This window comes from Photobacterium aquimaris (assembly GCF_002954455.1).
Classification (GTDB): Bacteria; Pseudomonadota; Gammaproteobacteria; order Enterobacterales; family Vibrionaceae; genus Photobacterium; species Photobacterium aquimaris.
Genome location: NZ_MSCC01000003.1, coordinates 223,627 through 237,362, shown reverse-complemented (window position 1 = coordinate 237,362; position 13,736 = coordinate 223,627). Strand labels below are relative to the sequence as shown.

Annotated in this window: 12 protein-coding genes and 1 pseudogene; 8 read left to right on the top strand and 5 right to left on the bottom strand. The window is 38.0% G+C overall.

Annotated elements, in window-relative coordinates:
• Positions 1-117 precede the first annotated feature (117 nt).
• Positions 118-555: a rhodanese-like domain-containing protein gene (locus BTN98_RS17265; RefSeq protein WP_060997785.1), complete on the bottom strand. Its 438-nt coding sequence runs from the start codon at positions 553-555 to the stop codon at positions 118-120.
• A 374-nt stretch (positions 556-929) separates the two neighbouring features.
• Between BTN98_RS17265 and gpmM the strand changes: the two genes are divergently transcribed.
• Both gpmM and envC read left to right on the top strand, forming a co-directional pair.
• Positions 930-2,471 (top strand): 2,3-bisphosphoglycerate-independent phosphoglycerate mutase, encoded by a 1,542-nt coding sequence (gpmM, locus tag BTN98_RS17260; protein ID WP_060997784.1) that lies wholly within the window; start codon positions 930-932, stop codon positions 2,469-2,471.
• 7 nt (positions 2,472-2,478) lie between these two features.
• A complete protein-coding gene (gene envC, locus BTN98_RS17255) occupies positions 2,479-3,771 on the top strand; it encodes a murein hydrolase activator EnvC (RefSeq protein WP_060997783.1) in 1,293 nt (430 codons plus the stop codon).
• Between the two features lie 54 nt (positions 3,772-3,825).
• Here envC and BTN98_RS17250 read toward each other — a convergent pair whose 3' ends face one another.
• Positions 3,826-4,497, bottom strand: a complete 672-nt coding sequence (locus BTN98_RS17250; protein WP_060997782.1) for a TetR/AcrR family transcriptional regulator — start codon at positions 4,495-4,497, stop codon at positions 3,826-3,828.
• 290 nt (positions 4,498-4,787) lie between these two features.
• On the opposite strand from BTN98_RS17250, the gene lpxM reads away from it, so the two are divergent.
• Together lpxM and BTN98_RS17240 are read left to right on the top strand one after the other, a co-directional pair.
• Positions 4,788-5,747, top strand: a complete 960-nt coding sequence (gene lpxM / locus BTN98_RS17245) for a lauroyl-Kdo(2)-lipid IV(A) myristoyltransferase (RefSeq protein WP_269451311.1) — start codon at positions 4,788-4,790, stop codon at positions 5,745-5,747.
• On the top strand, positions 5,734-6,924 hold the full coding sequence (locus BTN98_RS17240; RefSeq protein ID WP_060997780.1) for an O-antigen ligase family protein: 1,191 nt from the start codon (positions 5,734-5,736) through the stop codon (positions 6,922-6,924). The genes lpxM and BTN98_RS17240 overlap by 14 nt, the downstream gene beginning before the upstream one ends.
• On the opposite strand, the gene BTN98_RS17235 is transcribed toward BTN98_RS17240, so the two are convergent.
• The 3 genes from BTN98_RS17235 to BTN98_RS17225 form a co-directional block, all read right to left on the bottom strand.
• Positions 6,917-7,996: a glycosyltransferase gene (locus BTN98_RS17235; protein ID WP_060997779.1), complete on the bottom strand. Its 1,080-nt coding sequence runs from the start codon at positions 7,994-7,996 to the stop codon at positions 6,917-6,919. The two genes, BTN98_RS17240 and BTN98_RS17235, sit on opposite strands and share 8 nt — an antisense overlap.
• Positions 7,993-9,099, bottom strand: coding sequence for a glycosyltransferase family 9 protein (locus BTN98_RS17230; protein WP_162271154.1), 1,107 nt, complete (start codon positions 9,097-9,099; stop codon positions 7,993-7,995). The genes BTN98_RS17235 and BTN98_RS17230 overlap by 4 nt, the downstream gene beginning before the upstream one ends.
• Before the next feature lie 87 nt (positions 9,100-9,186).
• Entirely contained in the window at positions 9,187-9,906 is a 720-nt protein-coding gene (locus BTN98_RS17225; RefSeq protein WP_082732134.1) for a glycosyltransferase family 25 protein, read from the bottom strand.
• A 196-nt stretch (positions 9,907-10,102) separates the two neighbouring features.
• On the opposite strand from BTN98_RS17225, the pseudogene BTN98_RS17220 reads away from it, so the two are divergent.
• The 4 genes and pseudogenes from BTN98_RS17220 (at position 10,103) to waaA (ending at position 13,735) form a co-directional block, all read left to right on the top strand.
• Positions 10,103-11,193 (top strand): annotated as a pseudogene (locus BTN98_RS17220) (glycosyltransferase family 4 protein).
• 20 nt (positions 11,194-11,213) lie between these two features.
• On the top strand, positions 11,214-11,375 hold the full coding sequence (locus BTN98_RS20890; RefSeq protein ID WP_156451831.1) for a hypothetical protein: 162 nt from the start codon (positions 11,214-11,216) through the stop codon (positions 11,373-11,375).
• A 51-nt stretch (positions 11,376-11,426) separates the two neighbouring features.
• Positions 11,427-12,461: a lipopolysaccharide heptosyltransferase II gene (waaF, locus tag BTN98_RS17215; RefSeq protein ID WP_060997775.1), complete on the top strand. Its 1,035-nt coding sequence runs from the start codon at positions 11,427-11,429 to the stop codon at positions 12,459-12,461.
• Positions 12,455-13,735, top strand: coding sequence for a lipid IV(A) 3-deoxy-D-manno-octulosonic acid transferase (waaA, locus tag BTN98_RS17210; RefSeq protein WP_060997774.1), 1,281 nt, complete (start codon positions 12,455-12,457; stop codon positions 13,733-13,735). The genes waaF and waaA overlap by 7 nt, the downstream gene beginning before the upstream one ends.
• Position 13,736: the final 1 nt, after the last annotated feature.

Here is a 13,736-nt window from a genome sequence, read left to right as displayed (position 1 = left end):
TATAAATACTCGCTACCACGAGCTATTAATTATACTAGCAACTGTGAATTCCACAGGCTGCATCAATTTGAATCATGCCTTCACACTCAACAAGCTGCAAAGTCACATCGAATACAATTATTTTTTCTTGCTTGCAACAAGCGGTAAGTTTGCTTCATTCCAAGCAATAAGACCGTCTTTTAAAACGCTAACATTAGTAAAACCATCTTTACTTAACTGGTTTGCACTCTCTTGTGCTGTTTGACCTGTCTTACATACAACAATAATTGGGGCAGCTTTGTGTTTTTCAAGCTCTGGAGTGTTCTGACGTTGAATTTGGCTTGGTAAAATGTGAACTGAGCCTACAATATGACCTTTACGAAAATCTTCACGGTTACGAATATCAAGGAATACACCGTCTTCGTTATTCACTAACGCGGTTGCTTCATTAATGCTAATCGTTTTGTATTTGGCATTTTTCTCCTTCACCACCGAGCTGATCAGTGCAACTACAATACCAATCCAAGCTAATGATAAAACAGGGTTACTGGTTAGAAATTCAATATATTGATGCATTTACTTTACTCTTTTGTCATGGTTAGCTACTGCCAGCCATGATATGACGGGGCTAAAAAAATGAGTGTGAGTATACCTAGGATGCTGATCTTGTAACAGCACCCTTGAGTATAAAAGCTTATTGACTAATGACCTATCAATGAAATAGAAAAAAACTGTGATCTAGGACTTACACTTTAATCAATAAATGCCTATATTCGACTCACAGTATAAATAGCTATGCGATGATTTAGTTGCATCTACTGCTACTGCTTTAATGTGCTTTTGTAGTAAAATCATGATAATTATTATATCAATTACCTTAAACGGTGCGTTATACACTGCGCCTATTAAGGTAATTGATGTATTTTATTTAATTCGAAGAGGGACAGCATATGTCTGCGAAGAAACCACTTGCACTTGTTATTCTAGATGGCTGGGGCTACCGCGAAGATAACGCTAATAACGCGATTGCAAACGCTAACACACCAGTAATGGATGCGTTAATGGCAAACAATCCAAATACGCTTATCGCAGCATCAGGCCTAGAAGTTGGTCTACCTGAAGGCCAAATGGGTAACTCTGAAGTGGGTCATACCAATATCGGCGCTGGTCGTGTGGTATATCAAGATCTTACTCGTATTACTAAAGCAATTGGCGATGGTGAGTTTTTTGAAAACGAAGCACTGGTTAATGCGATTGATAAAGCAGTAAATGCAGGTAAAGCGGTTCATATTTTAGGTCTTGTATCTCCAGGTGGCGTACACAGCCATGAAGATCACATTGCTGCAGCTATTGAAATGGCGGCAAAACGTGGCGCAGAGAAAATCTACCTACACGCATTCCTTGATGGTCGTGATACACCACCACGTAGTGCACAACATTCACTAGAGCGTTTTGATGCCCTATTTGCCAAGCTAGGTAAAGGCCGTACAGCTTCTCTAGTGGGTCGTTACTACGCAATGGATCGTGATAACAACTGGGATCGCGTTGAAGTTGCTTACAACTTACTTACTGCTGCTAAAGGTGAGTTTACCTTTGCTAATGCAACAGAAGGTCTAGCGGCAGCTTACGAGCGCAGTGAAAACGATGAGTTCGTTAAAGCAACTGAATTACGTGCTGAAGGCCAGGAAGCTGCAATCATGGCAGATGGCGATAGCGTTATCTTCATGAACTACCGTGCTGACCGTGCCCGCGAAATTACCCGTACGTTTGAGACTGGATTTACTGACTTTGCTCGCGCACAGTTCCCACAGTTAGCTGATTTTGTAATGTTAACTCAGTACGCTGCTGACATTGAACTAACCACAGCTTTTGCGCCTGCAAGCCTAGAAAATACTTTAGGTGAGTGGCTATCAAAGAAAGGTAAAAAACAGCTACGTATTTCTGAAACTGAAAAATACGCCCACGTTACTTTCTTCTTTAACGGCGGTAAAGAAGACGAGTTTGATGGTGAGTCACGCTCATTAGTTGCATCACCAAAAGTGGCAACTTACGATCTTCAACCAGAAATGAGTTCACCAGAACTAACTGAAAAATTAGTCGCTGCAATTAAGAGTGGCGAATTTGACGTTATTATCTGTAACTACCCTAACGGTGACATGGTCGGTCATACTGGCGTTTATGATGCTGCTGTTAAAGCGTGTGAAGCACTTGATAGCTGCATTGGTCAAGTTGTTGCTGCAATCAAAGAAATGGATGGTCAATTATTAATCACAGCTGACCACGGTAACGCAGAAATGATGATCAACCCTGAAACGGGTGGTATCCATACTGCACACACTAACTTACCAGTACCATTAATTTACGTAGGTAATAAAAACCTTGATCTTAAGTCTGATGGTAAGCTTTCTGATCTAGCGCCAACAATGCTGTCGCTAACAGATATCGAAATCCCAGCAGAGATGTCTGGTCAGGTGCTATACAATCTGAAATAATTATCCCATGCGGGATATTATTAATAGACACCTCAACCTAAAAATCCGCGCCAGTGCTTTATGCACTGGCGCTTTTCTATGTGTGGTTTTTGCAGCCCCATGTGCAGCATCCAGTCAAAAACAGCTTGATGGCGTAAAACAGGAAATATCACGCCAAAAAAATCAGCTCGACAGTAATCAGCAAAACTATGTTGCATTACAAAAACAACTTAAACAACGTGAACTGGATATCGCTCAAACTGCAAATAAAATCCACCAAACCAATGACCAGTTAGCTGCCCTAACTCAGTCAATCACCAAGTTAGAAGATCAATTACAACAGTTACAACAACAACAGCAGCAACAACTTAGTGTGCTCAAAACCTTGATTAATGCTCAATATCGTCAAGGTAATAACAGTGATATCGCCAATCTTCTCAGTGGTGAAAATTCAGCAAAATTAGATCGAATGACAACCTATGCTGAATATGTCAGTAAAGCGCGCGCAAATGCCATTGATATGCTTGATGCGACCAAAACTGAATTGCAGCTTAAAATTCACACTTTAGATGAACAAAAAACACAAAAACAACAAGCACTTACTGAGCTTAACCAACAAAAGCAACAGCTTGATGACCAGCAACAATCACGCCAATTGACGCTCAATAAAATAAAAGCACAGATCCATACCAGCACTGAAGCACTGGCTGATCTGCGCGCTGATGAAAAAAATATGCTTGAGGCCATTGCCAAAGCCAAAGCTGAAGCCATTGCACGTGCTAAAGCTGAAGCTGCTGCTCGCGCCAAAGCTGAAGCAGAAGCTCAAGCGCGAATTGCTGCAGCGAAAGAAGCCAAAGCCAAAGCCATTGCAGAAGCACAAGCAAAACAGCTCAATGCTCGTTACGCTAAAATGCAAGTCCCTATGGATGGCTTATCTAGCCACAAAGGTAAGCTGATATGGCCACTACGAGGGCCGATCATTCACAATTATGGTGCGCCATTACAACGTGAGTTGCACTGGAAAGGCATGGTGATCAGTCAACCTATTGGTAGCCAAGTAAAAGCGATTTACTCAGGTAAAGTAGTATTTGCTGATTGGTTACGCGGTTATGGTCTGATGATAGCCATCGATCATGGTAAAGGTGATATGAGTTTCTACGGCTATAACCAAACGCTACTCAAGAAGATTGGTGATTCAGTACAAGCTGGTGAGCCAATAGCGTTGGTTGGTGACAGTGGTGGCCAAGAACAGCCTGGTTTGTACTTCCAGATCCGCCGCAAAGGCACACCGGTTGATCCACGCCCATGGTTACGACGCTAGTATAATATCTCGTCAACAAGGTTGGTCTATCAGGCCAACCTTGTTCAATGGTTATTAACTGCTAGTGATCTTCTGCTGTTGCTCTAAATACTGTTGTTCTTGTTCTAAATAATAGTGCTGCAATGTTGTTACCCGCTGCTGACCAAGCTCGGTCGCCAATGGTCGCACGATATTAAGCATCTGTTGTACACCATGATAAATCACGGTTTGGGTAATTTTAGCACCCGCTACCTGAGTGGTTTGATAACTGATCCATGATGAAGCCACCAGTTTTAACGTATCTGCCAATACTTTGAGATCAACATCCGCTAATGCAAGCAGACCAGCATCACGAAAATTGATCATTATTTGACTAATATTGAGCTGAAGTTGATTTTGAACCGCTAGGTATTTAGCCTGTAAAGTCGCGTCTCGACGTAGAATGTCAGGTAAATTGGCATAGAAAAATCGGTAACGCCACATCAACAGAAACACCGCATCAAGATAACGTAATAAGCTATCTTCGATGGTTTCAACAACATTCATTGGCTCAAAACTAACTTTTAAATCAATTGCATACTGGTCAAAGATGCAATGAATAATTTGTCCTTTATTGCGAAAATGATAATACAGATTACCAGGGCTGATCCCTAAATCAGCAGCAATATGGTTGGTGGTGACATTGGGTTCACCGTGTTCATTAAACAACGCCAATGCTGCATGAATAATTCGATCGCGGGTTTTCATTTTATTATCATCCTTCGCCCTTGCTGTAGATATAATGTTATCATAATTTAAGATTTATCATCTGAGTAAGGTAATAAAAGCCATGACTTCAGCTACCAATATAAATAATGCCCAATTGCTAAAAAATGAGTCATTACTCAGTATTAATACATAGGATGAATAGTTGATTTAATTACCATTTTACCTTCAGTTCAATAACGGTAGAATATACAAATAGCAGTGGTAATAACAACGTAATAAATACGTTGGCATCATATTCGCCCACACCATAACTTCGTGAGATAAACGTAATTGATATGACTAAAAACCATTACGACAAACAAGCTTATAACCCTCAATTTGAGTGGTCTTTTATCCACCCTCGTTATTGGGGTACGTGGCTCGCGGTAATAATTGCTTCACTATTAAGCTTATTACCTCATGGCGCACGTCGGGCACTAGCAACTATTTTTGCCAAACAAGCCATCAAACTTAAAAGCGGCGCTAACCATCGTGCTCGCGTTAATCTCAAAATGTGCTTTCCTGAAAAATCAGAGACTGAGCGCGAAGCAATTTTATTACAAAATTTAATCACAGCAGGCAGCTTTCTAACAGGTTTTGCATCACTATCATTACGCAATAAAGCTTGGCTTGAACAGCACACGGTTATTCGTGGAATGGAAAACCTTACCAGCCTTACTGAGCAGCAGCAAAGCGTGATTTTATTAGTGCCACATACGTGGGCTATTGATATTCCAGCGGTGTTACTTGCCTCGCGTGGATTACCTGTATCAGCAATGGCAAAAAAACAAAAAAACCCAGTCTCTGATTGGCTAATGCACCGTCAACGAGTGCAATATGGCGGCCGTGTTTATGAACGCAGCGGCGGTATTAAACCGTTTATTAAATCAGTACGTGAAGGCTATTTAGGTTATTACCTGCCTGATGAAGATTTAGGCCCAGAACACAGTGTATTTGTTGATTTCTTTGGCACCACTAAAGCGACGATGGCAGGCTTAGGTCGACTATCAAAATTAAGTCGCGCCAAAATTGTACCGTTATTTGCTATGTACAACAGTGAAACGGGTATGTATGAACTGGATTTTTATCCTGCTCTGCCCTTTCCTGCAGAAACAGAAGAGCAAGATGCACGAATGATGAATCAGTGTATTGAACAATATGTTAGTCAGCGCCCAGAGCAATATATGTGGATTTTACGCTTGTTAAAGACACGTCAAAATAATGATGAGAACCCTTATGCTAAAAGCTAATATCATTGAAAAATGCGCTAATTTTTTAATAATCCTACCAATATTATGGATTTTTACTGGATTATTTTATTTCGAAAATGGCGATAAAATTTTAGTCGTATTAACATTAATATCTTCTATGATATCTTTAGTTATATATCGCAGTAATTTTTTAAAAGAAAACATTAAAAATAAATATTTATGGGTAATGTTTTCCCTCTTATTTTTATCTGTATTCTTTGACGCTTTTAATATTGTAAACCCACTTAATGTTCGATCAATCAGTATCATTTGTGTATTATCAACATTTATGCCATATCGGTTGCTATCAAAAAACATACTATCATTAATTGTATTTATCGGCAGTGTATGCGCTTTATTATTTGTCATTCATATGACTTTTATACTAAAAATACCACGTGATTTTTGGCCAATAAATGCCATTCCTTATTCTACATATATTTGTGTAATTGGAGTATTAGCATTAATTAACTTCCTTTTCATTAAAAATAAAGCCCTTAAAACACTTTCATTAGTCGCTGTTATTTTTAGTATTGCTGCAGTTATGTTATCAGAAACTAGAGGTGCCATGATTGCTCTATTACCAACACTTTTAGCTATAGTTATATATTATACGTATATTAATGGCTGTTCTAAAAAAATATGGTGCTATATTTTAATAGGCTCACTTTTAATTATTGGTGGCAGCTTCCCCATATTAAAAGATCGCTTATATGATGCAACAGCAACGGAAATTGCAACCTTTGATAATGGTCATGAAAATACATCTATTGGTATCCGTTTAAATTTATGGAAAGCAGGACTAATCTTAATTAAAGAGTCACCATTCCATGGAATTGGTAACAATATGAAAGATGACGTCCAACAATTAGTTAATAATCATGAGATCTATAGTAATGATTACTCAAAATTTAGTCATTTCCATAACCAATACATCGATGTAGCTGCTAAGTGGGGATTACAAAGTTTAGCTCTTTTACTTTTAATCTTATTGACCCCATTATTTAGACTCAAAAAAGATAAAACTTACACATATATAAGTTTTATATCTATAACGTCTATATTAATGATTGCAGGTTTAACAGATCCCCCCCTAATTAATAAACAATTGTTTATTATGTTTTTTTCTTTATTTACACTATTTTATGGTTTCAACAAACAAAAAACATCTAATTGATATTTTTTACTATCTTCATATACTTCTCTGCGATCACTTTTGCAGAGAAGTGCTCATAAGTACAAGCTGTTATTATTTCTTTAGGGCTAGAAATAATATCATTTAACCTTATCACCAAATCTTTTTCATTATTAACTAAATTATGATGTAAGTTACCAGTTAATATTTCACTTGGCCCACTCGGACAATCAGTACTAATTACTGGAGTATGGCAGATCAATGCTTCAACCAATACATTACCAAAACCTTCATGATGAGAAGTCAATACCAATGCTCTTGCTTTACACATTATTGAATAAGGATTTAAGCAGAATGGGAAAAATAACACCTTATGGTTAATACCTAAATTTATGGCTTGCTGTTTTAGCTCAGCCTCTAAACTACCTTCACCAATAATTACTAAAGGTATATTGGTTGTCATTTTACTAACACTGTCTAATAACAGCGGAATATTTTTTTGTTTCTCTAATCTACCTATGAATAAAATATAATCTTGAGGTAATTTATATACAGGCTCTTCTAGTGACAATTGCTTAATTTTTTCAATATCAAATGGGTTATAAATCGTAGAAACAGATAAAGCACTGTTATTAGTTTTGGCTTTAATAAAATCACAAATGCCATTTGAGACACAAATAACATGTTTAGCTTTAATTTTTTTAGACATCCTTTTTCTATATTTTAATTTATCAAACCAATTCTTATTATTATATGAGTATTCATCTGAATTATGAATGCAATAGATCAGATTTGGATTATCTATGTATGAGATGATATCATTGGTTTCACCATGAACAGAGAAAATAGCATCAAACTTATCGTTATTATTTTCTAACATCTCAATACAAGATAAAAAATTATCAACATACTGCTTTGATTTTTTAAAGCTCACTCTTTTTTTAATATCAAGGCAATGATGTAAAATTCCTGCTGTTAGCTCTAACTCTTGAGCGTCATTTAATGTAATCAGCTCACACTGATGCCCCATATTCATTAATGTTTCAGCTAGACGAAGAGTAACAACTTGCACTCCTTCAATTTTCAAATCTCGTAAAAAGAAACCAATTCTCATGCCAAAGCCTTTAAAATAGTTGCGCGTGCAAACACTAAATCCTGCCAGTCAAATTCATGCACATGAACACTGTCATTTTCACTGAAAGGTTTACGATTAAGCAACCGCTGTGAGTACTTCCCTACAGGTTTCCATTCCTCATAATTTTGCATGTTGTAACGATAAATGCCAATCACCGGTTTATTGAGTGCCGATGCCATGTGCACTACTGCTGTATCTGGAGTAAAGGTAAAATCAGCAATATCAATAATAGCCAATGACACTTCAAAACTTGCCGGAAAATTAGGTGAAATAACCATATTATCCTTTACAGCCGTCACTAAACGCGAAATAAATTTATCCTCTCCCGGTGTCGGGATAATGACTAATAAATCATCAGGAAACTGCTTTCGCCATTGAAAAATCAATGCTTTTGCATGCTCCAATGAAAAGCGACGATATTTACTTGAACCAAATAAATTAACCCCTACTACATGGCTAAATTTTTGTTGTGCTTGATTAATAAATTGCTGTAATTCGACTCTCTGTTGACTAAATTCAGGAATAGGTAGTGAGCATTGCTCATCAATAGGTTGAGATATAAGTTGCTGTGCAGCAGCAATATATCGTTCTTTAAAATGGACATATTGTGGTGCAACTTCAACATCAAATAAATGATAGTGCTGTTTATTAAAACCAAGGTAATGCTTGGCCTTAAACTGAGAAGCAAGGCATAAATCTTTATGACTACAATTTGTACCAAGATCAACAAACAGATCAAATTTACGCTTATTATCTGTAATTATCTGCTTTCTTTTAGCTTTTGTATAAATGATATAGTCATCAGCAGGAGCAGCTTTCTCCACCCATAGTTTTGTCGTCGTCCCCGTTAAGACTGTAATATGAATATCGGGGCGATATTGGCGCAGTAATTTAATAAAACTACCACACATAATAGCGTCACCTAACTTATTATCCCAGCGTAGGAGTAGAACTGATTTAATCTTCGATGGCTCAAAATCTATCTCCTGTTCGCGCTTATCGTATATTTTTCGATAAAGATTAAGTTTTAATGCTTTCACCTTATTACGGATTAAACGCCATCCCGCCTTTATTTTTTTCACCCAATCCATATAAAGCTTAACCACCGTAAATATATAAATACAAAATATGAATAATTACATTTAAAAACATCAGCTAAAGCATAATGCCTAGCGGGAAATCATATTAACGAATGCACATAAAAAACTAGAATATAATCGTGTTACTAACTTTTTAATTCTCACTAATGGCTGCATGACTTTTTGTTTACGGCAACCAATCGTCGAATTTTTATCGCCACCAGGACTAACCGGAGCAGGATAAAGTCCATAAATAGCTTGGCGATGCAAATATGTATTACGAATAAATACATCCACAGGTAAAATCATTTTTTCGCTTGCATTTAAAAATGCCTGCGCACAATGTGGCGAAATAAAATACCCAGTAGTGCATTGGGGTACTTTTAAAAATTTAACTAATTTGATCTCATTCTGCTCAGCAACTGAATAAAAAAGCTTGGTTTTCCATGGCTCAAGTCGAATAAAATGATGCTTATTCGTCCATAATTTAGCCACTTCAATTAACGCACAAAAATCATCTCGAAGAATAAAATCATCTTCAAGAACAACTACTGGTTGATCGAGCTTAATGACTTGTTGCCAAGCTAAAATATGACTCGCGTAACAGCCCAGCTCTCCAGCCAAAGCTTTACGGCCACGATGACGAATAAAACCAGTTTCATCATAACGCTGCAATAAGGGATCGATTCCTAACCGTCCATCAACAGCATCAATAATATCATAGCTAATTCTATGTCTCTTGAGTATAGCCTCTACATTATCTCTTCTTGTTGTTGAAGAAGCGAGACTAATAAGAAGTACTTTCATCATATCCTTTTAAATCATTCATTGTACTTACCAATAGCAAAAAATAATGGTGGTTTTACTATCTGTAATAACCACCTTTTACTTAAATCTACACTATAAAAACTCAGACCAATATTTCATAATGTTTTCGTGTATTGTAACCTATAAAAATGCCTACAAGCTCTTATTAACTTCTTCTTGCTAAATATTGAGATCTACAATGAAAATAATGGTATTCAGTTCATACATAGATGCATGGAACAGCGTTAGACCTGAAGCTGAAATGATCATTGCAATGGCACAACAAGGCCATCAAGTAACGGTTGTGACTCAAGGTAATGCTGATTATGTGGCCCGTTTTCACGAACAAGGCATTAAAGTCATTGATGGATACCCGACAAAAAAATATGCTGCAACACCATTAAACTTCTTCGCCATGAGCTTAAACAGAACCAATACGATATCGTTTATGCGACCAATTCACGAACGATTCCAAATGCAGCCTTTGCTTGTATCGGTTTTCCTGCCACAAAACTTGTTACTTACCGAGGAACCGTTGGCGGTTTATATCGCCATGACCCTAGTGCATATTTAACTCATCTTCATCCTCGCGTGAATGGTATTTCATGCGTGGCAGATAAAGTACGAGAGGATGTCGCTAAACAGGTGTGGTCAAACCAACATAATGTTGTTGCGATTCACAAAGGCCATAATCTGTCCTGGTACCAAACTCAAGCAGCCGATCTAAGTTTCTTAAATATTACAGCTGATGACTTCGTAATTATTTGTGTTGCTAACGCACGTCCGAGTAAAGGCGTACATGTGCTATTAGAAGCAATGCAATATCTAGTAAAAAAGTCTAATATTCATTTATTACTGGCTGGGCGCGGAATTGATACCACTGTAAATCAACAATTAGCCCAACAAGCACCTTATCCAAATAATATTCACTTTCTTGGCTACCGCACTGATGTACCAGAGTTAATGGCAGTAGCTAATGTGCAAATTCAGCCTTCTGTCAGTGGTGAAGGTCTACCAAAAACAGTTATCGAAGCGATGGCAATGGCAGTACCGTCGATTGTTACGATGACTGGAGGTAACGCTGAAATCGTAGAGGATGGTATCTCTGGATTTGTGGTTGAAACCAATAACGCTCACGCAATTGCCGATAAAATTAATTACCTGTATAGCCATAGTACAGAAGCTAAAAACATGGGCTTAAAAGCCCAACACTATATAACTACGACGCTTTCTGTTGAAAATACAGCACAGCAACATCTGGCATTTTTTGAACGCTTATTAAAACAATAAATTATGGTGAAAAATATATTATGATCCTGTCATTATTACAGGATCATTTATTATTTAATGCCACTTTTTCTACCGTTGTTGTAATCGACGCAGGCAAAAAGATCCATTATCATCAAATAGATCGCCAGCAAGTGATTTTTTGTGGTGTGCCTCAAGAGTATCTCGATTTTTTAAATCTGTAATTAACTCACACCCATTACTCGGCCAGAGAATCTTAACTCGGTAAATTATTTATGACTAAAATTTTAATCATTGGTCCATCATGGATTGGCGACATGGTGATGTCGCAGTGCTTATATATTGAATTAAAAAGACAACACCCTGATTGTATCATTGACGTAATGGCGCCAGGTTGGTGTAAAACAGTATTGGCACGTATGCCAGAAATAAATAACACCATTGAAATGCCTCTTGGCCATGGCGACTTCAACTTCTTTGCTCGCTACCAATTAGGTAAAGTATTACGTGATGACAACTATGATCACGCTTATATTCTACCTAATTCAGCCAAATCAGCGCTTATTCCCTTTTTTGCCAATATTCCAACTCGTACCGGCTGGAAAGGTGAAATACGTTACGGGCTACTTAATGATTTACGTAACAACAAAAAATCATTTAATTTAATGATTGAACGTTATATTGCTTTGGCTCATCCAGCTTCTGCGATGACAGGTTCCGGTTGCCTAACTGATATGCCTTTCCCTGCTCTGACTATTGACACTCAAAATCAACAGCAGGTGCTTGAAAAGTTTAACGTTAACCAAAACCGCACCTCAATTGCACTTTGTCCTGGAGCCGCTTACGGTTCGGCTAAATGCTGGCCAATTGATCATTATGCATCAGTGGCTAAAACGCTTATAGAGGCTGGTTGTAATATTCTATTATTTGGCTCAGATAATGAAAAAAAATTAACCGACCAAATTGAAAAATCTTTATCTAATAATGCCCAACAATATTGTCATAACTTAGCAGGTAAAACATCACTCACTGATGTTATCGATCTACTAGCATCATGCTCAACAGTTATCGGTAATGACTCGGGCTTAATGCATGTTGCGGCAGCGGTACAATGCAATGTTGTTGCTCTTTATGGACCAACTACACCAAATTACACTCCGCCACTCACCCATAAAAAAGCTATTTTACATACTGATATTGAATGTCGACCGTGCTTTAAACGTGAATGTCCTTTGAAGCACAATAAATGCATGACTGAGATTTCACCACAACAAGTCATCACCGCTATTAGTAATTTACAGACATTATGATTCGAACTTTATATACCTTATTGTTAACCCTGATCGCTCCCATATTATTATGGGGGCTTTACCGTACCAAACCCGGAAAACCTGCTTTTGGTGCGCGCTGGAAAGAGCATTTTGGTTTCACACCCTCTTTGCTCACAACAGAACAACCAATTTGGATTCATGCAGCGTCAGTCGGTGAGGCTATTGCGATCGTGCCTGTTATCAAAGCACTTAAACAAGCCTACCCTGAGCAAGCCATTGTGGTGACCACTACCACCAGCACCGGTGCTGAGCAAATAGCAAAATTAGGTGATTTGGTTGAACATCGTTATATGCCAATTGATTTTGGGTGGTGTGTGCGTGGTTTTTTAAAAGTTATAAAGCCAAGATTATTTCTTATCGTCGAAAAAGAATTATGGCTTAATACCTTAACTTGTGTTCACCACCAAAAAATTCCCACGATCATTGTTAATGCACGCTTATCGGAACGCTCAGCCAAGCGCTACCAATCGTTTAGTTTTTTTACTCATCAATTAATCAATAAAATAGATAGAATTCTATGTTTACATAATGATGATGCCCAACGATTTATTACCATTGGCGCTCAACAACATCAGCTGACGGTGACGGGCTCAATCAAATATGACATCAGTATTGCTGACACCGTTTTTGAACAAGCACACCAACTACGCCAGCAACTCGGTATAGAGCGCCCTATTTTTGTCGCAGCTAGCACACATCAAGGTGAAGATGAACAAGTACTGGATGCATATCAAACCGTGCAACAACAGTACTCCAATGCGATGGTGATAATTGTGCCGCGTCACCCTGAACGGTTTGACAGTGTGGCTAAACTTGCGTTAGATCGCGGTTTACAAGTCCATCGTCGTACAGACACCACGCCAATCAATACGAACACTCAATTATATCTTGCTGATACGATGGGAGAAATGTTAGTCATGCTGGCCACTGCTGATATGACTTTTATGGGAGGAAGTTTAGTTGGTGAAAAAGTGGGTGGACATAATCTATTAGAGCCAGCAGCGGTGGCGAAGCCAGCCATTATCGGCCCTAGTTATTATAATTTTGAGGATATCACTCAGCAATTATTAGCCGCTGATGCGATTGAAATCTGTCATAATAGGCGCCAATTAGCGCAACAATTAATAGCCTTATTTAATGACCCGAAACGCCAACAACAGATGGGGGCGCAGGGCCAAAGAATAGTGATAGAAAACCAAGGTGCGGTGAATAAAACTATCGCGAGCATTAGCAACTATTTAGTAGATAATTAAT